Annotated in this window: 24 protein-coding genes; 15 read left to right on the top strand and 9 right to left on the bottom strand. The window is 51.8% G+C overall.

Going from position 1 to position 26,874, the window contains the following annotated elements; genetic code table 11:
* The first annotated feature begins 7 nt into the window (after window positions 1-7).
* Genes FCL42_RS19685 through fhuF form a run of 7 tightly spaced genes read left to right on the top strand, consistent with a single transcriptional unit; the run spans window position 8 to window position 9,240 of the window.
* Window positions 8-1,294: a lysine N(6)-hydroxylase/L-ornithine N(5)-oxygenase family protein gene (locus FCL42_RS19685; protein WP_136865142.1), complete on the top strand. Its 1,287-nt coding sequence runs from the start codon at window positions 8-10 to the stop codon at window positions 1,292-1,294.
* Complete coding sequence (locus tag FCL42_RS19680) at window positions 1,291-2,490, top strand: MFS transporter (RefSeq protein ID WP_169308467.1); 1,200 nt, start codon at window positions 1,291-1,293, stop codon at window positions 2,488-2,490. The genes FCL42_RS19685 and FCL42_RS19680 overlap by 4 nt, the downstream gene beginning before the upstream one ends.
* On the top strand, window positions 2,477-4,891 hold the full coding sequence (locus tag FCL42_RS19675) for a GNAT family N-acetyltransferase (RefSeq protein WP_136865140.1): 2,415 nt from the start codon (window positions 2,477-2,479) through the stop codon (window positions 4,889-4,891). The genes FCL42_RS19680 and FCL42_RS19675 overlap by 14 nt, the downstream gene beginning before the upstream one ends.
* The gene (locus FCL42_RS19670; RefSeq protein ID WP_136865139.1) at window positions 4,891-5,724 is read left to right on the top strand and encodes an ABC transporter ATP-binding protein; all 834 of its coding nucleotides are present in this window, start codon (window positions 4,891-4,893) and stop codon (window positions 5,722-5,724) included. The genes FCL42_RS19675 and FCL42_RS19670 overlap by 1 nt, the downstream gene beginning before the upstream one ends.
* Window positions 5,721-6,584 carry an ABC transporter substrate-binding protein gene (locus tag FCL42_RS19665; protein WP_136865138.1) on the top strand — a complete coding sequence of 288 codons (864 nt, stop codon included), beginning with the start codon at window positions 5,721-5,723 and terminating at the stop codon, window positions 6,582-6,584. Before FCL42_RS19670 ends, FCL42_RS19665 begins: the two co-directional genes overlap by 4 nt.
* A complete protein-coding gene (gene fhuB / locus FCL42_RS19660) occupies window positions 6,581-8,533 on the top strand; it encodes a Fe(3+)-hydroxamate ABC transporter permease FhuB (RefSeq protein ID WP_136865137.1) in 1,953 nt (650 codons plus the stop codon). Before FCL42_RS19665 ends, fhuB begins: the two co-directional genes overlap by 4 nt.
* Window positions 8,509-9,240 (top strand): siderophore-iron reductase FhuF, encoded by a 732-nt coding sequence (gene fhuF, locus FCL42_RS19655; RefSeq protein ID WP_169308466.1) that lies wholly within the window; start codon window positions 8,509-8,511, stop codon window positions 9,238-9,240. The genes fhuB and fhuF overlap by 25 nt, the downstream gene beginning before the upstream one ends.
* A gap of 57 nt (window positions 9,241-9,297) precedes the next feature.
* Here fhuF and FCL42_RS19650 read toward each other — a convergent pair whose 3' ends face one another.
* A complete protein-coding gene (locus FCL42_RS19650; protein WP_136865135.1) occupies window positions 9,298-10,467 on the bottom strand; it encodes an iron-containing alcohol dehydrogenase in 1,170 nt (389 codons plus the stop codon).
* A 123-nt stretch (window positions 10,468-10,590) separates the two neighbouring features.
* Here FCL42_RS19650 and FCL42_RS19645 point away from each other — a divergent pair, with 123 nt between their 5' ends.
* The 4 genes from FCL42_RS19645 (at window position 10,591) to FCL42_RS19630 (ending at window position 14,951) form a co-directional block, all read left to right on the top strand.
* Window positions 10,591-11,502: a LysR family transcriptional regulator gene (locus tag FCL42_RS19645; protein WP_169308465.1), complete on the top strand. Its 912-nt coding sequence runs from the start codon at window positions 10,591-10,593 to the stop codon at window positions 11,500-11,502.
* 86 nt (window positions 11,503-11,588) lie between these two features.
* Window positions 11,589-12,743, top strand: a complete 1,155-nt coding sequence (locus FCL42_RS19640) for a GGDEF domain-containing protein (RefSeq protein ID WP_136865133.1) — start codon at window positions 11,589-11,591, stop codon at window positions 12,741-12,743.
* Between the two features lie 182 nt (window positions 12,744-12,925).
* Window positions 12,926-13,444, top strand: coding sequence for a PH domain-containing protein (locus tag FCL42_RS19635; protein WP_136865132.1), 519 nt, complete (start codon window positions 12,926-12,928; stop codon window positions 13,442-13,444).
* A complete protein-coding gene (locus FCL42_RS19630; protein ID WP_136865131.1) occupies window positions 13,437-14,951 on the top strand; it encodes a PH domain-containing protein in 1,515 nt (504 codons plus the stop codon). Before FCL42_RS19635 ends, FCL42_RS19630 begins: the two co-directional genes overlap by 8 nt.
* Before the next feature lie 9 nt (window positions 14,952-14,960).
* On the opposite strand, the gene FCL42_RS19625 is transcribed toward FCL42_RS19630, so the two are convergent.
* A complete protein-coding gene (locus tag FCL42_RS19625; protein ID WP_136865130.1) occupies window positions 14,961-15,332 on the bottom strand; it encodes a hypothetical protein in 372 nt (123 codons plus the stop codon).
* Between the two features lie 314 nt (window positions 15,333-15,646).
* On the opposite strand from FCL42_RS19625, the gene FCL42_RS19620 reads away from it, so the two are divergent.
* The gene (locus FCL42_RS19620) at window positions 15,647-15,871 is read left to right on the top strand and encodes a hypothetical protein (RefSeq protein WP_136865129.1); all 225 of its coding nucleotides are present in this window, start codon (window positions 15,647-15,649) and stop codon (window positions 15,869-15,871) included.
* Here the strand turns inward: FCL42_RS19620 and FCL42_RS19615 are convergent.
* Together FCL42_RS19615 and FCL42_RS19610 are read right to left on the bottom strand one after the other, a co-directional pair.
* Window positions 15,868-16,539, bottom strand: coding sequence for an SDR family NAD(P)-dependent oxidoreductase (locus FCL42_RS19615; protein WP_136865128.1), 672 nt, complete (start codon window positions 16,537-16,539; stop codon window positions 15,868-15,870). The two genes, FCL42_RS19620 and FCL42_RS19615, sit on opposite strands and share 4 nt — an antisense overlap.
* Window positions 16,540-16,611: 72 nt before the next feature.
* The gene (locus FCL42_RS19610) at window positions 16,612-17,241 is read right to left on the bottom strand and encodes a YchE family NAAT transporter (RefSeq protein ID WP_136865127.1); all 630 of its coding nucleotides are present in this window, start codon (window positions 17,239-17,241) and stop codon (window positions 16,612-16,614) included.
* Window positions 17,242-17,541: 300 nt separating this feature from the next.
* Here FCL42_RS19610 and adhE point away from each other — a divergent pair, with 300 nt between their 5' ends.
* Window positions 17,542-20,148, top strand: a complete 2,607-nt coding sequence (gene adhE / locus FCL42_RS19605; protein WP_136865126.1) for a bifunctional acetaldehyde-CoA/alcohol dehydrogenase — start codon at window positions 17,542-17,544, stop codon at window positions 20,146-20,148.
* Between the two features lie 147 nt (window positions 20,149-20,295).
* Window positions 20,296-21,210, top strand: coding sequence for a DMT family transporter (locus FCL42_RS19600; RefSeq protein WP_136865125.1), 915 nt, complete (start codon window positions 20,296-20,298; stop codon window positions 21,208-21,210).
* Window positions 21,211-21,223: 13 nt separating this feature from the next.
* Here the strand turns inward: FCL42_RS19600 and FCL42_RS19595 are convergent, their stop codons facing one another.
* The 4 genes from FCL42_RS19595 to FCL42_RS19580 all read right to left on the bottom strand — a co-directional run bounded on the left by FCL42_RS19595 (window position 21,224) and on the right by FCL42_RS19580 (window position 24,473).
* Window positions 21,224-21,916, bottom strand: a complete 693-nt coding sequence (locus FCL42_RS19595) for an SDR family NAD(P)-dependent oxidoreductase (protein WP_136865124.1) — start codon at window positions 21,914-21,916, stop codon at window positions 21,224-21,226.
* A gap of 39 nt (window positions 21,917-21,955) precedes the next feature.
* Window positions 21,956-22,852, bottom strand: a complete 897-nt coding sequence (locus tag FCL42_RS19590) for a hypothetical protein (protein ID WP_136865123.1) — start codon at window positions 22,850-22,852, stop codon at window positions 21,956-21,958.
* Between the two features lie 63 nt (window positions 22,853-22,915).
* Window positions 22,916-23,503 carry a nuclear transport factor 2 family protein gene (locus tag FCL42_RS19585; protein ID WP_229359917.1) on the bottom strand — a complete coding sequence of 196 codons (588 nt, stop codon included), beginning with the start codon at window positions 23,501-23,503 and terminating at the stop codon, window positions 22,916-22,918.
* Window positions 23,504-23,609: 106 nt separating this feature from the next.
* Window positions 23,610-24,473 carry an alpha/beta hydrolase gene (locus FCL42_RS19580; protein ID WP_229359916.1) on the bottom strand — a complete coding sequence of 288 codons (864 nt, stop codon included), beginning with the start codon at window positions 24,471-24,473 and terminating at the stop codon, window positions 23,610-23,612.
* 183 nt (window positions 24,474-24,656) lie between these two features.
* On the opposite strand from FCL42_RS19580, the gene FCL42_RS19575 reads away from it, so the two are divergent.
* Entirely contained in the window at window positions 24,657-25,568 is a 912-nt protein-coding gene (locus FCL42_RS19575) for a helix-turn-helix domain-containing protein (RefSeq protein ID WP_136865122.1), read from the top strand.
* Window positions 25,569-25,682: 114 nt separating this feature from the next.
* Here FCL42_RS19575 and deoC read toward each other — a convergent pair whose 3' ends face one another.
* A complete protein-coding gene (gene deoC / locus FCL42_RS19570; RefSeq protein ID WP_136865121.1) occupies window positions 25,683-26,459 on the bottom strand; it encodes a deoxyribose-phosphate aldolase in 777 nt (258 codons plus the stop codon).
* Between the last annotated feature and the right edge of the window lie 415 nt (window positions 26,460-26,874).

The raw sequence follows: 26,874 nt of genomic DNA, 5'->3' as shown, positions 1-26,874 counted from the left end.
AAGCACCATGAAAGTTTATGATTTTATTGCCATTGGTCTAGGACCGTTCAATTTAAGCCTTGCGGCAATGACCCAACCGCTGGAGAACGCCGACGCGCTATTTTTAGAACAGCGAAGCGAATTTAACTGGCACCCAGGAATGATGCTGGAAGGAACCCACCTTCAGACGCCCTTTATGTCGGATCTGGTGACCTTGGCGGACCCAACCTCACCCTATAGTTTTTTGAACTACCTCAAACAGCAGGGCAAATTATATCGCTTCTACATTCGCGAGAATTTTTTCATTCTTCGCCGCGAATACAACCTCTATTGCCAGTGGGTGTGCCGTCAGCTAAGCAACCTAAAGTTTGATACCCGCGTCATCCAAGTAGAATTTGACAATAAACAGCAACACTATTGCATCGACACGATTAACCCGGTTAATGGAGAAACCGATCAGTTCTTAGCTAAAAAGCTGGTACTGGGCACAGGGCCTATCCCGCATATACCCGAGGGTTGCGATGCTCTAGGCGACCATGCAATCCATTCCAGTGACTACCTGAATTGGAAATCACAGCTGTTAACCCAACCCAGAATCAGCGTTATTGGCGGCGGTCAAAGTGCCGCAGAGATCGTTTACGACCTACTCGAAGAGCAACGCCAGGGAGACTTTCATCTGGATTGGATCAGCCGCTCTCCCCGCTATTTCCCTCTCGAATATAGTAAGTTAACTCTGGAGATGACCTCTCCTGAGTACGTGGATTATTTCCACCAACTGCCTGAACAAACTCGAGAGCATTTGCTCGCTCAGCAGCAAAATCTCTATAAAGGCATCAATGCCGATCTCATCAATGACATCTTCGATCGTCTGTACGAGATGGATCTGCATCAAGCGCCCAAAGTAACACTGATGACCAGCACGTCGGTGGATAAGATTGAACGCCAAGATAACGGCTACCAACTGCAACTGCGACATCAAGAGCAGCAAAGTCACGGAAGTCTTTCCACCCGAGCTTTAATCTTTGCGACTGGCTATCGCGGCGCCCTACCGGGATTTTTGAGCGGCATCGCCGATCAAATCAACTGGGATGGGCAAGAGCGCCTTGCCGTTAGTCGCCACTATGCCATCGATGACCAACAACGATTGTTTGTGCAAAATGCTGAGCTTCATACCCACGGGTTTGTCACGCCAGATCTGGGGATGGCCTGTTATCGAAACAGCGTACTTCTGCAGCAACTGTTGGGATGGCAGCCCTACCCCATAGAACGAAAAATCGCTTTTCAACAGTTTGGACTAAATGGAGTCAATTCGTGACTCCAAACCAAACAGCCAAATGGGCTCTGATAACGGTGACCGCATTTGCGGTCATCAGTGACACCATGCTGTTGCCGTTTTACCCCCATTACTTTGAGACGGTATTTGGCGTCAGTGATCCTCGAGTGACGAGCCGTTATCTTGCGGTCAGCTGCCTGATTGTGATTCTCACTCTGCCGCTATGGGCACGAATTGCTCGGCAGTTTGGTACCTTGCCAGTGCTAATGATCTCGCAACTGGCAGCACTGTTCGCCAGCCTGACCTGCGCCAGTGCAGAGACGTTGAATACGCTGTTGCTACTCGGGTGGCTGATGGTGCTGTTTAAAGCCAGTTATCTGCTGGTGTACCCCTACTTATTGACTTTAGAGAGCAGCTCAAAACAAGCTCACACTGTGGGTTTACTGTCTGTGGTGGTGCACCTAGGTGCCATTGTCGGCGCCCTATTCGGCGGCAGCATATTGCAGTTATCGGACCCCACCCATGCCTTTGTGTGGATGGCCGTTGGTGATGGCTTGCAAACACTGGTATGTGGCTGGTTGATCTGGCGTGTTCGTCCCACCCCGGAGCCAACACCGGCAACCTCGGTCTCAGCGAATCCAGTATGGTCGTTAGCCAAAGGGCAATTGGCACTGGTCATGTGGCTATTTTATTTCAGTGCCTATCTGATTCGCCCATTCTTCGTTGAGTATTGGCATCAGCTGTCTCCAGATTCCAGTGAGGTGGGAGCGGCGGCCATTTTCGCCATCCCTGCCGCCATCGCCATTGCCGCGTTACTGCTTGAGCGGTCACCACAACAGCCTCCTTGGCTTGTGGCTCTGGGAAGGATCCCAGCGGCCCTGTTGATCGGAGCACTGGGGTTTATGCTGCAAGCACAACCTGAGGGCCATTGGGTAATCGCAGGCCGTTTGCTTTATGGCTGGGCCCTGTTCCATGCCACCGTAAAACTGGACTTGAAGATTTTCGCCCTCAGCCGCGCGGAAGACTATGGTCGAGACTTTAGCCTATTGCACCTGTTCCAAAGCCTTGGTGTTCTTGTGGGTGCCTATGCCGCTGGCGAACTGCTGTTATCACTGGGTCATCAAGCAACCTTTCTCATTGCCGGCGCCGGCTTCCTGCTCACCATGCTCCTATTCAAACGCTGGTTTATTACCCCACTCCCTACCAACTTAAAGGAGTCTCACTGTGACCACCGCTAAGCTCCGCACCAAAGCAACGGCTGCACCGAGCCTCAATCCCGATAAATTCTCATTAACCTTATCCAGTGGCCAGCAGCTTAGCCTTCGTCATTTCTCCATTGTCGATGACAGCCCATGGCTAACCAGCTGGGTCAATCAAGACTACGCACACTTTTGGGGGATGCAAGGATGTGACCAGCAACAAGTGATCGAAGAATATACTCAACTCTCTGGACACAGCCAATTATTGGTCGCTGAAATTGACAGCACCCCAAAAGCCCTTTTTGAACTCTATAACCCTAATAGGGACGCCGTTGGGCAACACTATCCTGTGCAACCGGGCGACATCGGCATGCACATTCTGTTAGGCCCGCCGCAGCCCGCAATATCCGGTTTTGGAAAGCAGGTCTTCCATGGTCTGATCCAGTTTATTTTTTGCCATTCCCACATCGAGCGCATTGTTGTTGAGCCTGACGCCAACAACAGCGCCATTCACCGACTCAACGCTCAAGCTGGCTTCCGTTACCAACGCGTACTGAAGCTAGCGCACAAACACGCCTATCTGGCGTTTTTAACCCGCCAAAGACATCAATCATTGGCTTTAAAACACACTCCAAGGACTCGGAACTCAATGAATCACTCCACCGATTTTCTTACCACCGCCAATTGGCAGCACGCCAACCGCCACCTGATCGCCAAAGCCATCAGTGAGGGCTGCCACGAGCGCCTATTCCAACCAACAACTCTTGGCGATGACCGCTACCAGATAGATTTTGATGCCGGCCATTATCGCTTTAGCGCAGAGCGATTGGCCTTGGAACATTGGTTGATTGAACCAGACAGCATCGAAAAACGAAGCCAAGATGGCACTCAAGCTTTAGATGCCATCGCCTTTATCGGCGAGTTTCAACACGTTTTAGGTATCAATGACCGTCAACTGCCGCTCTATTTGGAAGAGATCGCCAGCACCTTAAGAGCGAGCGCCTATAAGCTCTCCCATGGTGAACGCGAGGTCGACACCCTGATAAATGCCGATTTTCAAGCACTGGAAGCGGCCATGAGTGAAGGCCACCCCGCCTTCATCGCCAATAACGGTCGTATCGGTTTTGGTCAACAAGACTTCAACGATTTTGCTCCAGAAGCAGGTAGCCAGTTTCAGGTAATTTGGCTGGCCGCCCGGCGGGAACATTGCGTTATTAGCACCAGCAAAACCCTGTCAGAAGCCCAACTGCTGCAACAAGAGTTGGGGCAAACACAGCTTGGGCTATTCGAGCAGATGCTCGCCGAACGCCAGCTCAACGCCAGCGACTATTGTTTTATTCCGGTACACCCATGGCAATGGCACAACAAAATAGCCATGGGCTTCGCCGCCGATCTAGCCAGCAACGATCTGGTGTACTTAGGGATTGGTGAAGACCATTATCAACCTCAACAATCGATCCGAACGCTGTTTAACCGTAACCATCCTAACCGTCACTACGTGAAAACAGCACTCTCGATCCTGAACATGGGCTTTATTCGTGGCCTGTCTGCCGATTACATGGACGCGACGCCTGCCATCAATGACTGGATTGCTGCCCTAATTGAGCACGACCCAGTATTGCATGCCAACGGCTTTAGCGTCCTCAAAGAGATCGCCGCCGTAGGCTATCGACGTCCACAGCTTCAAAAATGGCTTCCTAAGGGAGACGCTCAGCACAAAATGCTATCGGCGCTGTGGCGAGAAAGTCCCATCCCTAAACTCGAAGACACAGAGCGTCTGATGACCATGGCCGGCCTGCTGCATTGTGGCAACGATGGCCGCTCCTTGGTAGTCGCGATGATTCAGGCATCTGGATTACCTCCTAAACAGTGGTTAGAGCGTTACCTTCACGCCTATCTCACGCCACTGCTGCACTGCTTCTACGCCCACGATTTGGTGTTCATGCCCCATGGTGAAAACCTGATTTTGGTGCTAGAAAACCACACTCCTAAATACTGCTTTATGAAAGACATTGCCGAGGAGTGCGCGGTACTAAACAAAGACGCCGTACTCGCGCCAAGCATTGCCCGCATTGCCGTTGATGTGCCTGATGAGCTCAAGGCGCTGTCGATTCAAACCGACATCTTCGACGGCTTTTTCCGTTACCTATCGGCGCTTCTTCATCGCCAACTGGACTTCCACGAAACTGAGTTCTGGAGTAGCGTTGCCGATTGCATCCTGAGCTACCAAGCCAGTCAGCCTCAATTGAGTGAGCAGTTTCGTCGTTACGATCTCTTCAGCGATCATTTTGAACACTCCTGCCTTAACCGCTTGCAGCTGGCCAACAACCAACAGATGGTCGACCTAGCCGATCCCGCGGGCAGCCTCCAGTTTCAAGGCCAACTGGTCAATCCCATCGCCGCCTTTGGCCCCAAGGGCGAAGGCAATGAGGCTAATTGATGGCTAAGCGTCACCTTTTCACTGTGGTCAGCCCTGTGGCTGACCCCGCTAAAGCTCCGGTTAACACTCTGTTTGAGCTCAATGACATGGGAGTTAGCATCGATCGCAGATCCCTGGTGCATCCGCTAACACTGTCTCTACTGCCCGGTAAGGTCTACGGCCTTATTGGCCATAATGGCTCTGGTAAATCAACACTCATGAAGGTGTTGGGGCGCCAGATGGAAGCAACGACGGGACAATGCCTTTTTGATGGCCGCCCTCTTGAACAGTGGCAAACCCGCGCATTTGCCCGCCGCGTTGCTCTGTTGCCTCAGCACCTTCCTAGTGTTGAAGGCATGCTAGGTCACGAACTGCTGGCGATGAGTCGATATGCCTGGCAAGGGCTACTTGGACGACAAAGTCACAACGATCAGGATGCCATAGAGCAGGCAATAACAATGACCAATACTCAAACGCTGATGCATGCCGATATGGCGTCCCTCTCCGGAGGTGAGCGACAGCGATTGTGGCTGGCGATGCTGGTCGCTCAGCAAACCGAAGTGATGCTGCTCGATGAACCCACATCAGCACTGGATCCGGGCCACCAGCTTGAGGTTTTGGCCCTGATACGGCGACTTGCAGAACAACAGCGCAAATGCATCGTTATCATTATCCACGACATCAATATGGCGGCTCGATTTTGTCACCACTTATTGGCCCTAAAAGGCGGAAAGCTGGTGGCTGAAGGAACGCCAGAACAACTGATGCAGCCAGAGATCTTACAGCAGATCTATGACGTGCCGATGGAGGTAATTAAGCGCCAAGGGCAGCCGCCTGTAGGAATACTGCGATGAAATCACGATTACTGCCCTTAATACTATTGTGGTTCTGCGCTGCCAGTTGGGGATCTCCCACCCTGCCAAAACGAGTCGTATCTCTGGATTACGCCACCACCACTACGCTCATCGCTATGGGGCTCCCCCCTATCGCCATCGCCGACATCGATGGTTATCGGCGCTGGGTTGAACACCCCCGACTTCCAGAACACATGGTCGATCTTGGCGGTGCCAACGAGCCTAATCTGGAGTTACTGGCCGAACTGAAACCGGATCTCATCTTGATTACCCCCTACCAGGGGCATCTCACTGAGCTTCTTAGCCAGATTGCACCAGTGCACAGTCTCTCCATCTATCAATCAACCGGTGATGCCATCACCAAGGCGGAGCGGATGACGCGTGAGCTAGGGCAAATATTGGGGCTTAATCGCGAAGCTGAAGCCCTGATAGCGGATACCCTCAGCCACTTTGAACAACAACGAAAGCGACTTGAAACCACGATTTCGCCGCCACTGTATATGGTGCGTTTGCACGATGACCGTCACCTGTGGATCTATGGTGACAACAGCCTCGGCGAGGCCACTCTTCAACGCCTGGGAATCATCAATGCGTGGCAACAGCCTACCAACACTTGGGGCTTTAGCGCCCAGAGCATTGATGCCCTAAATGCCAATACCAGCGCCAGCGTATTATTTCTCGAACCGCTGCCCGACGGTGGCATCAACAACGTTAGCCTGACGCCTTTGTGGCAACACCAAACCTGGTATCAGCAAAAACGCTTCCACAAGGTACCCGTCGTGCTGATGTTTGGGGCCTTACCATCCGCACAACGTATGGCCACGCTAGTCGTAAATGCGTTGACCGAGGAGGCCAAATGAACCATGCCTCTCGACTCATGACCGCGCTATTATTGGCCATCGCCCTGATGACAGCCGCGTCAATACAGCACAACCTAGCAGGGCTTTCTCTAGACTCCCTGTGGGAGGTCAGCCCCACAAACTGGCAGACACTACTGCTGCAATACAGCTGGGCGCCTCGGCAGGCGGTGGCGCTGATTGCGGGAGCGCTACTCGGGCTCAGCGGATGCCTCATGCAGCAGTGCCTTCGCAATCCGCTGGCTTCGCCATCCACCCTTGGTGTCTCCGCCGGAGCCCAGCTGAGTCTGACTCTAGCCACTCTATACGCACCAAGCCTATTGGTAATTGGCCGCAACAGCATCGCCATCATAGGCGCATTGGCTGCAGCGGCGCTGGCTCTGGCACTCGCCTCGAGACGGCAGTTTTCACCATTAGCAGTGGTGCTCGCAGGATTGTTGCTTAGCCTTTACTGTGGCGCAGCCAGCTCTGCGCTGCTGTTAATGCGGCACGATCAACTCGCCAGTGTCTTCATCTGGGGGGGAGGCTCTTTGGTTCAAAATGGCTGGCAATCCGCCCAAACGCTAGCCCTGACTCTAGCCGCAGCGACCCTAGGAGCAACCGTACTAATTCGCCCATTGTCCCTGCTCAGTCTTGGTGAGCAAGCCGCCAGCGCGCTTGGGGTAAGGTTGGGAACCCTACGCATCGCCACCTTAACATTAGCCGCAATCCTCAGCGCGATTGTGGTCGCCGAGGTTGGTGTTATCGGCTTTATCGGACTTGCAGCCCCCGCACTAGCAAGGCTTTGCGGCTGCAATCGATTCGGGCATCAGTTACTGTGGTCACCACTACTAGGCGCGCTGACGCTTTGGGGCGTCGATCTCTGCCTGCAGCTTGTTGGGCCTATTTCTGGAAGCCAAATCCCAACGGGTGCGGTTACTGGCCTATTTGGTGCGCCACTGTTGATGCTGCTATTAGCTCGATTGCCCAAGCTATCCCCACAACTGGAAACCAACCACCATCAAAGTTGGCACCACCCTCATCCGCAAGCGTTAGTCTTCGGGGCGATGGCCTTTACGATCTTGGCAACCCTTGCCGCACTCTACTCAGGCTTTGGACTGCAAGGCTGGTCACTGGACAATGGAGAATTATTGCCTTGGCGCTGGCCTAGGGTGACTGCAGCAGGCTGCGCAGGTCTATTATTAGCCGCATCCGGCGTCATCATGCAAAGACTGTTGGCAAATCCAATGGCCAGCCCAGAGCTGCTCGGTGTGAGCTCGGGGGCGGCGATTGGCATCGCCGTAGTGATGATCGGATTGGGCACCGCCAGCCTCGCCGCTCAGCTTATGGGAGCCACGTTCGGTGCCTTAATCGCTTTGGGAATGATCATTGCCTTGAGCCATCGAGTTCAGTATCAAGCCAGCCACCTTATCTTAGCCGGCATCGCCCTAACCGCATTGATGGAAGGCCTGGCGGTCTTAATGACCGCCAGTGGGGATCCTAGAGCGGTGGCCCTGATGAGTTGGTTAAGCGGCTCAACCTATCGCGTCTCTCCCTCTCTGGCACTGAGTTGCGCCCTAGCCGCAGCCCTATTGCTGATGTTGGTTTTGATCGCACGTCGCCCTCTACAAGCCATTGCACTGGGAGACAGCATCAGTCGAAACAGTGGTTTTGCCCCTAATCGCTCTCGCTTAGCCCTGTTGATTCTGGTGGCAGCCTGCAGCGCAGCTGCGACTTTGGCGGTGGGGCCAATGAGTTTTGTCAGCCTGATGGCACCCCACATCGCCCGTCAACTTGGTGCGGCCAGTTTGCAGCATCAATTGATTTTGGCAATGCCGATTGGCATGGCCCTGCTCATCAGCGCCGACTGGGTTGGCCGATACCTCATTTACCCATGGCAACTGCCGGCAGGATTGGTCACAACCTTACTTGGAGGTCCATACCTGTTATGGCTGATGCTAAAGCGAAATTAGGCACACCGCTATCCAAAACACAGATTCCAGTGTCGGTTCATCGGTTATTGAGTCGCTACGCCGAGCACTGTGAATCGGTGTGGCAAGCAGATCAACACCACAACTGGCTCCCCTTTACCAGTAAGTTAACGATTAAAAAGGCCGTCCATCACTTTAATCAAGATAGAAACGAACAAAATCAACACCAACTGATGCAGTCCGCGGCATCCCTATGGTCACAATGGTATTTTGGGCTAATGCTTCCGCCTGCGGCGCTCGCTGCCGTGGTGCCAATCAACCACCGATTCCAGATGAAACCAAAGAGTTTGCAAGCCCAATTTGAATCGGGTCAACCAGTGGCATTTCAAGCCCAATGGCAACGCAGTCTACTGACGCCACACGAGATAATGACCGACGTGATGGAAACTTGGGTTGAACCGGTTATCCACTGTTTAGCGAGCCTGTCCGGGCTAACTCCGCGCATCTTTTATGGCAACGTGGCGGCAATTCTAGACTGGCTCTGGCAACAACAAGGGAGCGAGCAAGCCCAACAGTTAAGACAATCGATGCTCTATACGCGCGATTTAAGAAACTCGGAGCCAATGCAAGGGTTGCTGTTGCCGCCACCACGCCAAGGACAACGCCGAGGCTGCTGCCTTCGATTTCGACTGGAGGACGTGCCCTACTGCAGTGGTTGCCCTATGACTCGGCGCACACCCTGTCCCTAACAGAAAAAGCCCGAGCCCAATGTGGGCTCGGACTTTTCGGTTTCTCTAGGGCCTGAATTAAACCGCGGCTTCAACGATGGCGCGGCTCTTGGCGATGTCGATATCACCGCGCTCGCCCAATTTGGTCATGCCATGACGCTCTAACTGGTCGATGATCTTATCCACTGACTCAGCGCCAAACCCGTAGTCACTGATGCGAGTTTTCACCTGCATGGTTTCGAAGAATTCACGGGTCTTAGCAATGGTGGCATCGATGCGAGTGCTCTCATCGCCTTCGGTGATGTTCCATACACGCTCACCAAACTGCAGCAGTTTTTCGCGCTTCCCTTCGCGCTGCTCATTCATCAAGCTTGGCAGGATGATCGCCAGGGTTTGCGCGTGATCCAGCCCCAGTGTGGCGGTCAGTTCATGACCAATCATATGAGTCGCCCAGTCCTGAGGCACGCCTTTGCCAATCAAGGTGTTTAGCGCCAGTGTCGCCGCCCACATGACGTTGGCTCGAACGTCGTAGTTCTGTTCCTCTGCAGGCTTACCCACATCGGCCATGGCTTTAGGCCCCTCTTCAATCAGGGTCAGCAGAAGAGATTCGGCAAAGCGATCCTGGATTGGGGAGTTTACAGGGTAAGTTAGGTACTGCTCGATGGTGTGAACAAAGGCATCCACAACGCCATTGGCAACCTGACGCGCAGGCAGGGTGTAGGTGGTGGTTGGATCCAGCACCGAGAATGCCGGATAAACCAGAGGCGAGTTAAACGACAGCTTATCGGTGCCGCGGGTCACCACTGAGTTACCGTTGGCTTCAGAGCCGGTCGCTGGCAGCGTCAAAATGGTGCCAAGAGGCAGCGCATCGGTCACTGGAGCGCGCTTAGCCAAGATATCCCAAGGATCATCACCTTCAAACTTGGCTGCTGCGGCAATGAACTTGGTGCCATCGGCGACAGAGCCTCCCCCTACCGCCAACAAGAAATCGATATTTTCACGCTTGATCAGCTCAACGGCTGGCATCAGCTCATCGTATTTCGGGTTCGGAGAGATTCCACTTAGTTCCAACCATTCAAATCCAGCAAGGGCGTCAACCACCTGCTGATACACGCCGTTGGCTTTGATGCTGCCACCGCCATAAAGCACCAGCACTTTCGCCCCCTGAGGGATGGCGTTTTTGATGTTTGCGATCTCGCCTTCACCAAAAAGAATGCGAGTCGGATTTTGATAATCGAAGTTGTTCACAGGCCTACTCCAAGTCGGTTGCCTAATTTCCATGTTTGGCATTGTACTCCGTGACCATTGTCTGTAAATGCCAAGTTTTGCTATAACACTGTAAAGAAAATCTTAACAATGGAGCAATTCCCGATGCGCTCAACCACAGACGCCATGACGCTGTTTGCTACCGTTGTGCAGCAAGGCAGCTTTACCGCCGCCGCGCGGCGACTCAATTTGTCTAAAGCCGCAGTCAGCCAACAGGTAAAACAACTTGAAAGTCGGTTAGACGTCCAGCTACTCAATCGTTCAACCCGCACCTTGAGCCTCACCGAAGCGGGTCGGGACTATTTTCAAAGCTGCGTTCGCATTCAGGCGGAAGTGCTCTCAGCGGAGGAGCGACTGCGGGAACTCAAGCAGGAAGTTTCCGGCACGCTGAAGGTCACTTGCACCGCTAACTTTGGGGTTCGTCACATCGTGCCAGCCATCATCGCCTTTAAAAAGCGCTACCCCAAGCTGCACATTGAGATGCTAATGACCGATCAGGTACAAGAGCTGGTCGCAGAAAACATCGATTTGGCGTTTCGTTTTGGCCCCCTGATGGAAAGTAACCTGTTTGCCAAGCAGGTTCTTAAATGCCCATATCATCTATGTGCGTCACCGGAATATCTAGAGCGCTATGGCACCCCCGAGCGCATCTCCGATCTCAGCAGCCATAACTGGATCATTCACCGGATGTCTCGCAACCCAAATCGGCTTAACGTAGGTCATCAAGGGGAACTGATTGAAGTGCCGATTAAGGGCGACATCATCACCGACAACTCCCAAGCGCGGCGAGATTTCATTCTGGCGGGACTGGGCATTGCCCGAATAGCGGCAGTAGACGTGCAGCAAGAGCTGGCCAATGGCACCCTTATCGACCTAATGCCAAATTACGACTTTGGCACCATGTCCCTTCACGGTGTCTACTCTCATAAAGAACGGATGACCCGAAAGCTGAGACTATTTCTCGACTTTATCGAATCTTGGTTAATGAATAACCAATCTCAAAAATTAGATCTGTGAAAAATTAAAAATCTCCGCCAACAATCACAAAAGAGGGTATATTATCGACAACGGGCAGAATATCATTCAGGGGAACGTTAACCAACATGACCAAGAATAAACAAGCTGTTAACAACATCATTGATCCGGCGATTTCAAAAATACGCCATCAAATGATCTGTTATGGATACCTATGGGTATCAGCAACGGCATTTATTCTCTACATAACTGTAGGTTATTACTTTCTCGTTGATTCTACCTACCACTCTTTTAAGGGCAGCATCACCCTGATGGTCACCGCCGTCATTGCCCTATTAGGCCATGCTGGTTTTATCCATCTGAGGGCGCGAGACGGCACCACCCTATCATGGTGCTTAACGGCATTGGCTCTGACTGCCAGTCTCGTCCTGCTGGCGCATTTTGTCAGTATTACGTGGAGCGATACTGACAGCGCTCAGAAAGTACTGCTGATCGCATTTTTAGTGATGTTAATGGGGTGGAACGTAAACCGAGCGGTTTTAGCCTGCGGTTTACTTCCAACCTCAAGCTTTTATATCTATCTGACTTCCCTTGAGCCCAATATAGGCGCACTCGATATTGCAGTCAGCGCCCTGAAGTTCCCTTTTCTTGTGATTGTGTTTTATACAACCATTCAAAAATTCATCACCAATATTGAAAGTCAATTCATTGAAAAAATAAGAACGATTGAAGACCTCGAGTTAACCTCTCAATTGGATGAATTAACCAAAATTCAAAATCGCCGTGGTTTTAATTTCGAGTTAACCGCCGCCATCTCTCATGCCAAACACACCGGAACGCCTCTCTCAATTGGCATCATCGATATCGACTTTTTCAAGCAATATAACGACTCCATGGGCCACCCAGCAGGGGATCAATGCTTGAGAGCCATCGCCAATATTCTCGAAAAAAGATGTGATCCAGAGAAAGATACCGTGGCTCGAATTGGCGGCGAAGAGTTCGCCATCATCATGCCTGCCAACACGTTAAATCGCGCGTTGATGATCGCCAAAGACATCAACAGCGCCATCGCCAATGCCGCGATTCCTCACCCAGACTCATCCATATCAGGTTACATCACCGCCAGCATTGGCATTACGGATTTTAAGGATACCGACAGCTTAACCTCCATATACGAACGGGCCGACGCCGCCATGTATCAAGCGAAAGCCTCCGGCCGTAACAAAATCGTGGCTTCGTCATCAATGCATAGCCCTGCACAGCATCAGGCGGCGGAGGCGTAGAGTCCGTAGCCTTCGCACTTCGCGCAGGCGGTACGCAAACTAACTGTCCAGCGCCATCAAAAAAGCCCCCCTTACTCGTAGAAAAATCGCGCGGCTAACGAGTTAAATCCAGTAACTATCAGAGGATCTCCTACTTAGGATGTGCTAACTTGAGCTTTATCGGATCAAAGGAAGATAACTCATTGAATCAACTGAACTCTCCTCTTGAAGAGGATCAATGGATCCCGCTGCAGCAGGTTCAATATCAAGGCGTTAGTAACCGCTACATCAAGATCATGAGCTGGCAAAATGGACTTTTCAGCGCTTTGCCTCTGTTGGGGGTTATTGGGTTTATGCTGTTTCACCGCAGCGCCGAAGCCACCACCCTGCTCTACATCGGCCTTCCCCTCTGGTTACTGATTCCCATCGTGGTGATGTACGGCCGAGCCTACTGCCGCTCATTGGGTTTTGCTTTGCGGCCGCAAGACATCGTAGTCAAAGAGGGCGTTTGGTGGCGCAGCCACACCTGTTTGCCCCTAAGCCGCCTCCAGCACGTAACCTTATCTCAAGGGCCAATTGCAAAGTACTTTGATTACTGCACCCTAAAGGGATTCAGTGCGGGCTCTCCTATGGCTGAAATCACCATCTACGGGCTAACCAAAGGGGAAGGTGAAAGGCTAAGGCAACACCTGATGCAGCAGATAGGCGATCAAAATGGATAACAGCCTTAACTGGCAACGGCTGCATCCTTGGGCCATGGTCTCCTTTGGCGCTCGCAGCATTATCGATCTGCTGAGAAATGCCATCTATTTGATCCCGCTACTTTTAAGCGACATTACCGATCGCATTGAACCCCAATGGCTCTATTATGGTGTATACGCACTGGCGGGGCTCATTGCCCTTAGCGCCGTATTAAAGTGGCTGCGTTTTCGCTTTGTTCTCGACCGCAGTAACCAGATTTTCCGCCTTCACAGTGGCGTATTGTTCCGCACCACCCAAGCCATCCCATTGGACAAGATACAAAACGTCAAAGTGGCACAGCCACTGTTGATGCGTCCTACGGGTCTGGTGAACCTGGGTATTGAAACCGCAGGCAGTCAAGGCAAAGAGGCGATGTTGTATGCCTTAACGCCCTTCAAAGCGCAGCGCTTAAAGCGGCGACTGGTTCCCAAAGTGTCGCCAACGACCCAATCCAAGAATGCCGCAGAAACCGAGCAACAAAGTCCTGCCACGCCTCAGGAGTCAACGACGGTTACCCGCTCTGAAGCCCAGCTGTTCGCCCATGGCTTTTTCTTCAACCATCTGTTGTGGTTGATGCTGGTGTTTGGCTGGTTGTTTAGTCAAACGGATCAACTCAATCTGGTGGAGTACGTCGAGCAACGGGGCTGGTTCAACTATTGGTTTGATGCTTCAGCGGATCTCTCTCCAATCACACTCAGCATACAACTCGCCATCGCCGCAGCGCTGGGATACGTGGTGTTGAGCGTGTTGTCCGGCATTACGGTGATTCTTAAGTACTTCCCCTACCGGCTTCAGGTCGAAGCAGATAGATTACAGCGCACCGGTGGCGTCATCGCTCGTCAGCAAGATATCTTGCGCCGCCATAAGGTACAGAGCCTGGAGCTGTCTCAGTCGGTGCTCTCCAGGTGGTTTGGTGTCTGGCAGGGAAAATTACTGCAAGTTAAGGGCCACAGCCCCGAAGGTCAGGAGCACGGCAGCATACTGCTTCCGTTTATCACCAAAAAAAGCCGTCACGGCGACATTCAACTGCTGATGGCGGGCGAGACGCCGCCAGAAAAATGGCAGCCAATAGCCGGATTTTGGCTACAGCGACGGGCGATTTTTATCACGGTAGCTGCGGCAATCTTGGCAGGAATTGCGGCTTATCAGCAGTGGGACGAACTGCTTTGGGGGCTGCCTGTCATCTATATCGTGGCACTGCTGGCTCTCTGGGGCAGTTGGAAGCACTATGGCTATGAGTTTAACGGTCACAGGCTTTGGGTTAAAAAAGGGTTGCTGTCCAGATCCTGGCGCTGCATGCCGGTGAAAAAGTGGCAATCGGTAAAGCTATCTCAATCTCCCGCGATGCGAAGCCACAACTTGTGCAACCTCAAAGTCTCTACCGCGAGCGGCTCGGTTACCATTCCGGCAATTCCCCTTGATAACGCGCAATCCATCGCGCAATCGGCCATTGAGCAGGTACGGCGAGACCATCACAATTGGCTCTAAGACGCCAAGTTATGCGTAACGCTTAGGGAAAGGCACTACATTATTCATGCGCTGCTGCAAGGCTCGAGCGCGATTATTTACCAGCACCATATTAGACAGCGCCATCTCGATGCCGTGGTGATCGGCATCGGATAGGCCGCTGTATCGGTCCAGATCGTCCAGGCTCAATAAACTGGTTTCGATGGCTTGTTGCAATCCTTCTAACGTCTGTGCGTCTTTTTGAAGTACGAGGGATTCGGCTTTGATTTGAGAAAGCTGAATGTTCTTTTTTAATGAAGACTGAGCCACAACAGAGGGCTTGCTCAGGGTTGAAAGTACGGCAAGCGCTTGAGTTAGCAACTGGCCACTAAAAAGGCCAAATCGAGCGAGTTCGGTGTTCATGGATTACCTCAATATGTAAGCGACCTACCTCCTTGTTAGGCGACAATTCAAAACTGGCATGAAACTTAGTCGAGAAATTCGAACCGTGATTTGAAATCGATCACATTTCGCTCATTTTCCAACCAAATTCTTCCCAATAATTGACCTCAATCCAACCGACTATTGAGTCCTAGGGCACACTGGGTTAAAACAAAACAGGGGCAAGTCGACGGCAGTGAACGCACCAATCTATAAAATATGTTTTATTTCAATATCTTGGTTAAGCCGTCAACCTAACTCCACGTAAAACAACAACACCAAACAGGGAGGCGCTGATGGAATGGCGATTATTTGTGGTGTTTTTTGTGCTTATCGCAGGTAACTGCTATTGGGGCTATCGCTACTATTTTGCCCAGCACAATAAAAATATTGATGGTCGAGAGCGGATGGAGCAGTTGGACGATATCCAAGATCACTGGCTGCAGTTCTCAGGCATCGCCCTAATGCTAATCATGCTGCTCACCCCACTCGCACGGCAAGCGTTAGAAGGGGCGAGTTAGCCCCGGTTGATCGTAAGATCTGACACATAGCCAACTTGGCTATGCTCAAGGCCGCTGGCAATCATGCGAGCCACCTCCTGTGCAGTCATAAAGCCTGCGGCATCGACGTGGCCACGACAGTCGCTTTGCTGCCAAAACTGAGTGTTCATTCCCCCCGGATAGATGCCGGTAATTCGCATCGGATCGGCTTTTATTTCGGCTCTGGCCGCTTCAACCATTCCCCGAACCGCCCATTTTGCGCCGCAATAGAACACCTCGTTGGCTTTACCCACCTGAGCCGCCGTCGAGACCACCATCGCCAACTGCAATGGCATGGTGCGATACCGAGCTATGGTGTGTTTCAACATCAGGCCGGCAGAGACGACGTTGTTGTCCAGCAACTGTTTTAGTTGGGCTTCACTGTGATCAACCACAGGGCCAAACAGCCCAGAGCCTGCACAGTGAATGATCATGCTGGGCACTTCACCAAACTGATTAAACAGCGACTCCACCTGCTCCTCTAGGGTGAGGTCCAGTGCAAGCCAATGAACTTGAGACGGGAGAGAGGCGGCCAACTTGGCCAAACGGCCAGAGCTGCGTCCAGTAAGAAACAGGCGTCTGCCCTGCTCTGCATAATGCTGGGCCAACGCCGCGCCCAGACCACTGCTGGCTCCGGTGATTACAATCATGAACTCTCCTTTCACTAACAATCAGCCTGAAGCCGAGTGAGCATCAGACTGATTCGGGGGCTGCGAAGGTATTTAGGCCAGTGAAGGGAATAGGGTTTTCAGTCCTGCCGCAATCACTTCGATACCGATAGACATCATCAACAGACCCATAATACGGGTAATGACGTTAATGCCGGTCTTTCCAAGTACTCTGAAAATCACCGGGGCCGTCTTGAAGATCATCCAGCTTAAAACGCCGAACGCCAAAATGCACACGCCCATGCCAATCATCGATTGTAGATCACGATGCTGAGAGGCAAACACAATCACGGAGCTAATGGCACCAGGACCCGCCATCAAAGGCAACGCCAGTGGCACCACCGCCACCGAATCTTTGGCCGCCGCTTCTCGATCTTCCTCTTTGTTGTGCTTTACCTCACCCAACTTACCTTGCAGCATCGACATCGCGATAAAGATGATCAACACCCCGCCAGCAATACGAAACGCCGGAATCGAGATGCTAAACAGATTCAAAATCAGCTGACCTGCCACCAGAGTGACCAGCAAAATGATGACCACCGACAGGTTTGCAACCTTAGCGGTTTGTTGTCGCTCAGTCTCGGTTTGGTGACTGGTCAAAGACACAAATACCGGTAACAACCCAATGGGGTTAATAATGGCCACCAAGCCTAGGAAGAATTGAAGTAATAGGTAGAAGTCCAACTCTGTGATCTCTAAAGTAAAAGTGAAGTCATATTAGGCGCATACTCTAAGGAAATCGGCGCCAAACAAACAATGAAATTTTCAAGCGATTTTACCCCTCTATCATTAGATTTGCTAATGTTTGAAATGTGTCAGAAATCACAATTTTACAACACAATGTTGTGAGCATGATCACGGCGATGCCGACTATTTTGTAATTTAATTACAAACACATTGAGAACACTTTTCCTGAGTCCGTTATTGATGCCTATACTGAGCCGTATTCAGAGGAAAGTGTTTTTAAATTTGAGGATAGTTTAGATGGCAGACAAAGAGATTGCCCGGCTGGATGCCCTAGTGGCTCGCGTTAAGCGAGCACAACAAGAGTTCGCCAGCTTCAGTCAGGAGCAGGTAGACACCATCTTCCGTGCGGCAGCGCTGGCCGCCGCCAATGCCCGAATTCCCCTAGCCCGTCAAGCTGTGGAAGAGACCGGCATGGGCGTGTTGGAAGATAAGGTGATCAAAAACCACTTCGCTTCTGAATACATCTACAACAAGTATAAAGATGAGCAGACCTGCGGCATCCTTGAAGAGGATGAAACCGGAGGCACCATCACCATTGCCGAGCCCGTCGGCATCATCTGCGGCATTGTGCCCACCACCAACCCAACCTCCACCGCCATCTTTAAAGCGCTAATCAGCTTAAAGACCCGTAATGGCATCATCTTCTCACCACACCCGCGGGCCAAGTTGGCCACCAACGCGGCTGCGAAGCTGGTGTTAGATGCTGCGGTGGCAGCAGGCGCGCCCAAAGACATCATCGGCTGGATTGATGCGCCTTCTGTAGCCTTATCGAACCACCTGATGAGTCACGATGACATCAACCTGATTCTGGCCACCGGTGGACCAGGCATGGTTAAGGCCGCTTACAGCTCAGGTAAACCAGCCATTGGCGTTGGTGCCGGTAACACCCCAATCGTGGTGGATGAAACCGCCGACATCAAACGTGCGGTCAGCTCTATCCTGATGTCTAAAACCTTCGATAACGGTGTAGTGTGTGCTTCTGAGCAATCAGTCATCATCGTGGATAGCGCCTATGACGAGATGCGCGAGCGTTTTGCTAAGAGCGGCGGTTACCTGCTTAACAAAACCGAGCTGAGCAAGGTTCGCAAAGTACTGCTAACCAACGGCAACCTAAACGCCGACATCGTTGGTCAGCCTGCAGCCAAAATTGCCGAGATGGCAGGCGTTAAGGTACCGGCTCGCACTAAAGTGCTGATTGGCGAAGTGACTAAGGTCACCATCGATGAGCCCTTTGCCCACGAAAAACTGTCGCCGACGCTGGCGATGTACCGCGCCAAAGATTACGAAGAAGCCGCCACCATGGCAGAAGCCCTTGTGGCACTCGGCGGCATCGGCCACACCTCAGGCCTCTATACAGATCAAGATCTGCAAGCTGAGCGCATTCGCGATTTCGGTCACCGCATGAAGACCGCCCGTATTCTGATCAATACCCCGGCTTCTCAAGGCGGCATCGGTGATCTGTACAACTTCAAGCTGGCGCCATCGCTGACCTTGGGCTGCGGCTCTTGGGGCGGCAACTCCATCTCTGAAAACGTAGGTCCACAGCACCTTATCAATAAGAAAACCGTTGCTAAGCGAGCCGAGAATATGTTGTGGCACAAACTGCCTAAGTCTATCTACTTCCGCCGCGGTGCCCTGTCGGTCGCCCTTGAAGAGCTCTCCGATCGCAAGCGCGCTTGCATCGTCACCGACCGTTTCCTATTCAACAACGGTTATTGTGACGAGACCATCCGCATCTTGAAGTCTCAAGGCCTAGAAGTGGAAGTGTTCTACGAAGTGGAAGCGGATCCTACTCTGGCGGTGGTCGAGAAAGGCGCGCAGATGCTGCACAGCTTCAAGCCTGACGTCATTATTGCCCTTGGCGGCGGCTCCCCTATGGATGCAGCTAAGATCATGTGGGTAATGTACGAACATCCTGACGTGCACTTTGCCGACTTGGCACTGCGCTTCATGGACATCCGTAAGCGTATCTACCGCTTCCCTAAGATGGGCACCAAAGCGGAGCTGATTGCCATCCCGACCACCTCAGGAACTGGCTCAGAAGTCACTCCATTTGCGGTAGTGACCGATGAAGAAACTGGCACCAAGTATCCTATTGCCGATTACGAGCTCACGCCAAACATGGCCATCGTTGACGCTAACTTGGTGATGAACATGCCGAAATCGCTGACCGCTTTTGGTGGTATCGATGCGGTAACCCACGCTCTGGAAGCTTACGTTTCGGTCATGGCCAACGAATACTCCGACGGCCAAGCCCTGCAAGCGCTGGATCTGCTGTTCAAGCACCTGCCTGACAGCTACCAAGGAGGCGCTGATGCTCCGGTTGCTAAAGAGCGTGTGCACAATGCGGCTACCATCGCAGGCATTGCCTTTGCGAACGCCTTCTTGGGTATTTGCCACTCCATGGCCCACAAGATTGGCGCTGAGTTCCACCTGCCTCACGGCTTGGCGAACGCCCTGCTGATCACCAACGTGATGCGCTTTAACGGTACTGACTTGCCAACCAAGCAGACCGCCTTTAGCCAATACGATCGCCCTCAAGCACTGTGCCGCTACGCCGCCATTGCCGATCACCTGCGTTTGGGTGGTAACAGCGACGAAGAGAAGCTAGAGAAGCTGATTGCCCACGTGGAAGAGCTTAAGCGTACTTTGGATATCCCTGAGTCCATCCAAGCTGCTGGCGTTAACGAAGCGGACTTCTTGGCGAAACTGGATGAAGTGGCTGAAGAGGCCTTTGATGATCAGTGCACCGGTGCGAACCCTCGTTACCCGCTGATCAGCGAGCTAAAACAGTTGCTGCTAGACAGCTACTATGGTCGCCCATACCAAGATAACGATCAGTAATCGTTAACGTAAAGCGACAACCGCTTAAAGACGACAAAGCCCGAAGCTCTGCTTCGGGTTTTTTATTGCGCCGTATGACCATAAGGGGCTTGACCCGACTATTGGTGTCACCTTGATACTGCCGCTTTTACAGCCTCAGGTATCATCATGAATGCGTCAATACATACCCTACAACAAACCCTAACATTGGCTTTAACTAGATTGGCTCCTACCCGCAAAGGCGTACTACTGGCCCTGTTGTCGACGCTATTGTTTACTCTAGTGGCAACCATAGTGAAGCGCTTAAGCCAAAGCATAGACCCAATTCAGATCCTGCTGTTTCGGCAATTGGTCTTCATTGCCCTACTGCTGCCGGGCATAATAAAAGCACAATCAAGTTTATTTAAGCCCAAATACAAAGCCCTACACAGCGCTAGAATCGCTGGGGCATTTACCGCCCTCTACTGTGGTTTTCTCACCTTTGCCGAACTGCCATTAGCCAATGCCACCGCTATCGGGTTCACTCAAGTACTTTTTGTCGCCGCCCTCTCTAGTCTTTGGTTAAAAGAGGGCGTTTCGAACTCCCGTTGGTTAGTACTTTTGACTGGGTTTATGGGAGTTTGTTTGGTCATTCAACCGAACTTTTCTACGCAGGAGATCGACTACGTCGCGGTTGGCTTACTGGGTGCCTTAGGTGCGGCCATCGCCGTGCTATGTGTAAGAAAACTCAGCGGCTGCGAAAGTAAACTGGCGATACTAAGCTACCAAGCAATTGCGGTCGGAGTTATGGCGCTGATCCCCTCCATAGCTATTTGGCAGTGGCCAACGCCTGAGCAGTGGTGTTGGCTTGTCGCTGTAGGCGTGCTCTCATCGCTAGCGCAGTGGGTTGGCGTCAGTGCCTACCATTATGCAGCTGCGAATGTGGTTGCTAATGTGGAATATATGAAGATTCTCTATGCCCTTGTGCTTGGCCTAGTGATGTTCTCCGAGATACCAAACTCACTGGCACTGCTGGGTGCCGCTATGATTCTGCTTAGTCCGTTGCTACAACAAAGGCGACAACTCAAAGGCAGCAACTCTTAATTGTGGCTTTGACTCACCAAGCGATGGGTTTTCCATCTCGGAAGAAGCCTCCGCTTGGGCCGCTGTCTGGTAAGGTTGCCGCCCACACAATGCCACTGGCGCCATCTTCTATTGGACGCCCGCCAGCGCCGCCCATATCGGTGGCGACCCAGCCGGGGCACACCGCATTAACTAAGATGCCGTCCTCGTTAAGTTCTGCCGCCAGCATCTGAGTTAAGCCATTTAGTGCCAGCTTCGACAGACTGTAAGCAGGGGTCGAACCACTCATGTTCGATAGCGCTCCAGCACCGCTACTGACGTTAACGATACGCCCCGCCCTGCTCAGTCTTAGTAGCGGCAGAAAGCTTTGTACCATCTGCCATGGACCGTACAAGTTGGTCTCGGCGGCTTCCCTCACTTGAGGGAGATCGGCATTCACCGCATGCTGCCAGGTGTCGTAATGGATGGCTGCATTATTAATAAGCAGATCCAATACGCCAAAGTTCTGAGAGATCTGAAACACCAAGTTGGTGATGCTCTGCACACCAGTCACATCCAGCTTGGCCGCCACAGCAAGCGGACTATCAAGCTGGTCAACGGTTTGCTGAGCCGCTTGTAACGAACGAGCACTAACAATAACTCGATAGCCTTTTGCTAACAGTTGACGACAGGTTTCTCGACCTAAGCCCCGATTAGCTCCGGTCACCAATGCCACTTTAGGATTCATTACTGCTCCCCAACGTTCATTTTTTATCGCGTAAGTTGCTTATTCGGCATTGACCACGTGAGCCCGAAGCTTTGCGATCTTTAATTGCCCTTGCTGATTAACGACATTCACTCTTTGATTGACCACCACGTCATAATGCTCACCATTAGCGGCACGAGCCTGCCAGCGCACATTAAAGCTTACGAACCAACGTGTGGTTGAAACCGGCTCAATCTCAAGCTCGGTAAGCTCGTGAGAGTTAAACACGATGTTGTCGGTCACCTCTTTATACCAAGCTAAAAAGTCAGCTTGAGAGCGAAGCGGCGCATCGGGATAGTGCATATCGACCGGAGATGCGATTCGCTCTAGGAAATAGCCCACTTCCCGTTGATGATCGAATCCGGCAAACCACTGGTAGATAAAACTGGCCACGTCGTTAGGGCTGAAATTCGCTCGCGCGCTTTGGTCGTAATTGTGACTGAGCAGATTCATCACCACCTCTAGGGTGGCAATCCGACCTTGGTCATCGAAGGTGAAATACTCGGTCCAGCGATGCTGCTGTGGCGACAGAGTCCGAACCTTGTCGCCGTACGTTTGAGTCAGCGTGCCATCCAAAGCGACTTTGACTCGGCCATCCGCCAGCACACCAATCACTCGATACTGAAAATCGGTTCCAGTTTGAAACTGCTTGGCCCAATCGGAAATTGAGTCAATGTGGCCTTTGATACCCTGATAACGCTCAATGCCATCTACCACCACTAAGGTCTGGATTTGCTCACTGAGGAGGGTCGAACGTGCTTTGGCAAAGGCCTCAAAGCCCTTAGCTTCAATTAATTGATACTGCTCGAAGAAGCGGTCAATGCTGTGCTGCTGAGCTGAAGTTGGCGGCAACGGCCTTGACAGGGCCGTCAGCGGCATCAATACCGTGGCCAAGAAGATGAAAAGTAGTGCTCTCATGTGGTGATTCTCTTTCAAATGGAGACAATCGCTCCGGCCAAAGCCGAAGCGATAACGGTAAAGCTAGTGAAACTCCACTCGCTTTGCCCCTCGTTGCTGCAAATTATGCTCAGCGTGTCGTGGGGCCAGTTCAAGCACACCCCGATTGCCCCTCTCTCCTTGTCGCTTCAGCGTTACTGAGTTAATCACCCAGTTATCTTCGAAGCGATTAAGGCCAAACTCATACTCACCAAATACAGACCAAAAGCCGGTTTCGCCATCGACCCCTTGCTTATGATTAAGGTAATGCCTGGCGGTAAAGCTCACCGTGGCCAGCGCATTGTCACCCTCAATGACCACACGCAAATCCGTCAACTGATGAAAGGTGGCATCAAAACCCGGTAGAAATGCCGCCCACTGTTTCATCAGTGCGGCATTAGTCACTGTAGCCGCTTGCCCACCAAACAGAGAGGAGTAGTCCACCACCAACTCTGGCGCCAACAAGCGGCCAAGGTATTCGAACGCCCCTTGGTCGGCGAGAGTGGCAAACCCCTGAATGTTGCTGCGGATCTGCGCTTCGTCTAATGACATTGTGGTGGAATCTTTCGATTGTGCGCTTAGGGCACATACCGATAACGCCACTGCTAATACGCCTTTAATCATCCGGTTCATAGGTCGCTCCTTATAGGGCCTCGCCAAAGAAACGAGTTACGATTTCAACGGAATCAGATACTGCTTTTGGCTGGTCATAGAAATCAAACTGAGACACGCCATCAAGTCACACTGCCTGTATGTTGTCGCCAGATTGTTCCAGATAAGCATGAGCACCGCCCGGCAGAGCCATCGCTTCAGATGCCACCATCATCACCGGCTTCTCTAGGTTTTGCGCACTTGCCAATGCATCGTAGTTTAACCAGCCGGTCCATGATGCCACGTTATAGAGATTGTCGTACTCAGGGATCAGGCCTCGGTCAGTTTCGGTATAATAAGGCGCCTGATACATCAATGATTCGGCATTGGTCGTACTGGCTGCCTCGATAAATACCGGTTGTTCGCTGTTTGCGGCGGCCTTGGCGCTTGCCAGCAAGGCGGCTGCATTCTCTTCACCACCATAGATCGCTGTAGCCATCTCAGGGTTATGAAGCCAAGGTGCAACCAAGGCTACGGCTTTAAGCTGGGCATTAGCGGTGGCAGCATCCAGCATGTAACCGGAGGATGCGCAGATCCCAAGCCCTGCTATTTTGTCAGCGTTAATGCCATCAAGTTGAGATACCGCATCGATAACCGCATTGATGTCCTCTGCTTTACGGCTCGGATCTTCTAAATATTGAATCGCATCTTTGGACTCACCCCAACCACGAAAATCAAAAGTCACCGCAGCATAGCCCTGCTTAACCAAGGCCTCGGCGTAGGTGGCTGGCATCTGCTCTTTGACCGTTGTCCACGCCCCTGTAACCACCACCACGGCAGGGTTATCTACCCCTTCAGGCAAGTAAAGGTTTGCCGCCAACTCCCCAACAGAGGTATGCAGTTCAATGGCCTGTTTTTGTCCGTTTTCAATCTGAGTCATGCTGGTTACCTCGTCTGCAAAGGCGAATGAAGAAGCGAATGCTAGGGTGGATAGTAGAACTGTTTTTCTCATGGTGTGTGCTGCCGCTCTGTGTTGTGTCGATGAAGGTAGATTAGTGAACGGCGACGCCAACAGATTGAACAAAGCTGCTCAGAGTTTTGTAGATTTTTGCTCGGGTTTACTCAAGTTGAGATACCGAACTTTATGCAAACGAGGTAGGCTTAACCCATAACAGACCGCCTCAGATAGACGCCGATGAGATCCAAACTTCAGTTTATTCACTATGACAATCACAGCCCGTCCGACTGCGGTGAGGTACTAGAAATTGAGTTCTCTAGCCACAAACTGGATTGGCAAGGAGTCATTTTAGAGAAGGGCCGTTCGCCTCACTTTTACCCAACCAACGTCTACACCCCCTACTTTTATTTTGCGGTAGCATTGGATAAAGAGCTGAACTGGAACGTTGGCACAGGCGATGATGCCGAGGCGATTAAGGCGGTGACTGATGACATCTGGATCAACCCGCCCACTACGCCTTTTACCCACGAGATATCCGAGCCATGCCACTTCATTATTTTGGCCATTGAAGAGAAGCTGTTTTTAGACAACTGCCCGCTGCCCATAGGCAACCTGCCGCTGCAGTTTTTGAATAACTACAACGTCAGCGATCCAAGCATTCGTGGCATCATTGAGCTGTTCGTCCTGGAGATAATCGCCAAAGGCCGCAACGGCAACACCTACTTAAGCGGGCTAGTGTCGCTGCTCTCTGGCCACTACATTCAAAACTACTCCAATTTTATCGACCTGCAACAGGCCAAGCAGAGCGCCTCAAAGTTTGATCAAACCCAGGTGGATAAGGTCGATGCGTTCATCATGGAGAATATCGGCAAACCGATTTCGGTGGATGATTTTGCAGAGCTGCTGCGCTGCAGCAAGTTCTATTTTCTGCGGGAGTTTAAAAAGTGTGTCGGGGTGACCCCATACCAATACTTGCTGAGTAAACGCATGGAATTAGCAATGCAGAAGCTGAGTCTCGACTCACCCAACATCGCCGCCATTAGCCATGAGCTGGGGTTTAACGACCAGTCTCACTTTACTCGGGCCTTTAAAGACCATACCGGCATGACCCCAGGGCAATACATCAAAGCCAAGCACAGTCAGAGCTAAACATCTGAGCCTAGGCGATGGCGGGCAGTATACCTGTGCCCGCTCATCCGCCTATCGCAATTGACTTCAGCTTCCCCTCTATTAACCTTGCGCCATCAAGGAGACAGTCTTGAGTTAATAACCACTGCTGCTTTGTTGCTCCCCCTCACCGAGGGTATAAAGCAGGTTTGATAGCAAGCTGGATGCGCCGAAACGATAGTACATTTTGCTGCTGGCCCAATCGCGCCCAAACATCTCATCAGCCATATCCAAATAGAGCTTTGCCACCTCAGCAGACTGAACGCCACCCGAGGCCTTAAAGCCAACATAGTCTTGCACTTTCATCTCTTTGATGACCGACAGCATAATCTTGGCAGCCTCAGGAGTGGCGTTAACCGGCACCTTTCCCGTAGAGGTTTTGATCATATCCGCCCCCGCTCTGATTGAGATTTCCGATGCCTTTCTGATTAGCTCCGGCGTTTTGAGTTCGCCGGTTTCCAGAATCACTTTAAGCGGGGTATCACCACAGGCTGCTTTACACTGTTTCACCATCTCAAATCCCACCTTGTCATCACCCGCCATCAAGGCACGATATGGAAAGGTCACGTCCACTTCATCGGCGCCGTACATCAGCGCCGCTCGAGTCTCTGCCACGGCAATATCAACGTCGTCATTACCGTGGGGAAAATTGGTTACCGTCACCACGCGAATGTCTTGGGTGCCTTGGAGACGAAGCTGTTTTTTGGCAATGGGGACAAAGCGAGGATAGATACACACCGACGTGGTGTTTCCGACAGGGGTTTTGGCGCGTTTGCACAGTTCGATGATGTCCTGCTCAGTATCATGGTCATTCAACGTGGTCAGATCCATTAAGGACAACGCACGAGTTGCAGCAGATTTAATTGGGCTCATAGGTGTCTCCGACAGAGTTTCTTAGATTTGACTCAATAGATGAAACCTCGCTCATGGCCTTAGCTGTTACCACAACGTCCCGTTAATCGCTCATCCTTTACGTCCACTACGAACGGTCACTATCAAGCATCAAACTGATTCTGCTGCGAATTATAAGGTGCGCCCCTGACCTATAATAGATACAGAAAATGAGTTTTAACCTATAACAGTTTAACGCTGCCCGTTAATCGATGACCGAAACCACTGGGGACAGCGCCCAGAGACAAAATGTGCAGCGTATGACGAGCCGATTCGCACTCAACTGGAATCGCCACAGCCCACTATGAAACTTAATCATGATGGGGTTAACATTATTTAGTGCTTACCTTCTGAATTTGATGGCTTTCGGCGGCAACTTAATCAATACTCCCGCGCC

Source organism: Ferrimonas aestuarii, assembly GCF_005116665.1.
Classification (GTDB): Bacteria; Pseudomonadota; Gammaproteobacteria; order Enterobacterales; family Shewanellaceae; genus Ferrimonas; species Ferrimonas aestuarii.
Note: the sequence above shows the minus strand (reverse complement) of the source record. Positions and strands in the feature narration are given on the sequence as shown.

Coding starts and splice junctions, on each gene's coding strand:
- FCL42_RS19685 (WP_136865142.1), top strand. CDS start 8: ATGAAAGTTTATGATTTTATTGCCATTGGTCTAGGACCGTTCAATTTA.
- FCL42_RS19670 (WP_136865139.1), top strand. CDS start 4,891: ATGGCTAAGCGTCACCTTTTCACTGTGGTCAGCCCTGTGGCTGACCCC.
- FCL42_RS19665 (WP_136865138.1), top strand. CDS start 5,721: ATGAAATCACGATTACTGCCCTTAATACTATTGTGGTTCTGCGCTGCC.
- fhuB (WP_136865137.1), top strand. CDS start 6,581: ATGAACCATGCCTCTCGACTCATGACCGCGCTATTATTGGCCATCGCC.
- fhuF (WP_169308466.1), top strand. CDS start 8,509: ATGGCTGATGCTAAAGCGAAATTAGGCACACCGCTATCCAAAACACAG.
- FCL42_RS19645 (WP_169308465.1), top strand. CDS start 10,591: ATGCGCTCAACCACAGACGCCATGACGCTGTTTGCTACCGTTGTGCAG.
- FCL42_RS19640 (WP_136865133.1), top strand. CDS start 11,589: ATGACCAAGAATAAACAAGCTGTTAACAACATCATTGATCCGGCGATT.
- FCL42_RS19630 (WP_136865131.1), top strand. CDS start 13,437: ATGGATAACAGCCTTAACTGGCAACGGCTGCATCCTTGGGCCATGGTC.
- FCL42_RS19625 (WP_136865130.1), bottom strand. CDS start 15,332: ATGAACACCGAACTCGCTCGATTTGGCCTTTTTAGTGGCCAGTTGCTA.
- FCL42_RS19620 (WP_136865129.1), top strand. CDS start 15,647: ATGGAATGGCGATTATTTGTGGTGTTTTTTGTGCTTATCGCAGGTAAC.
- FCL42_RS19615 (WP_136865128.1), bottom strand. CDS start 16,539: ATGATTGTAATCACCGGAGCCAGCAGTGGTCTGGGCGCGGCGTTGGCC.
- adhE (WP_136865126.1), top strand. CDS start 17,542: ATGGCAGACAAAGAGATTGCCCGGCTGGATGCCCTAGTGGCTCGCGTT.
- FCL42_RS19600 (WP_136865125.1), top strand. CDS start 20,296: ATGAATGCGTCAATACATACCCTACAACAAACCCTAACATTGGCTTTA.
- FCL42_RS19595 (WP_136865124.1), bottom strand. CDS start 21,916: ATGAATCCTAAAGTGGCATTGGTGACCGGAGCTAATCGGGGCTTAGGT.
- FCL42_RS19590 (WP_136865123.1), bottom strand. CDS start 22,852: ATGAGAGCACTACTTTTCATCTTCTTGGCCACGGTATTGATGCCGCTG.
- FCL42_RS19585 (WP_229359917.1), bottom strand. CDS start 23,503: ATGAACCGGATGATTAAAGGCGTATTAGCAGTGGCGTTATCGGTATGT.
- FCL42_RS19580 (WP_229359916.1), bottom strand. CDS start 24,473: ATGAGAAAAACAGTTCTACTATCCACCCTAGCATTCGCTTCTTCATTC.
- FCL42_RS19575 (WP_136865122.1), top strand. CDS start 24,657: ATGAGATCCAAACTTCAGTTTATTCACTATGACAATCACAGCCCGTCC.
- deoC (WP_136865121.1), bottom strand. CDS start 26,459: ATGAGCCCAATTAAATCTGCTGCAACTCGTGCGTTGTCCTTAATGGAT.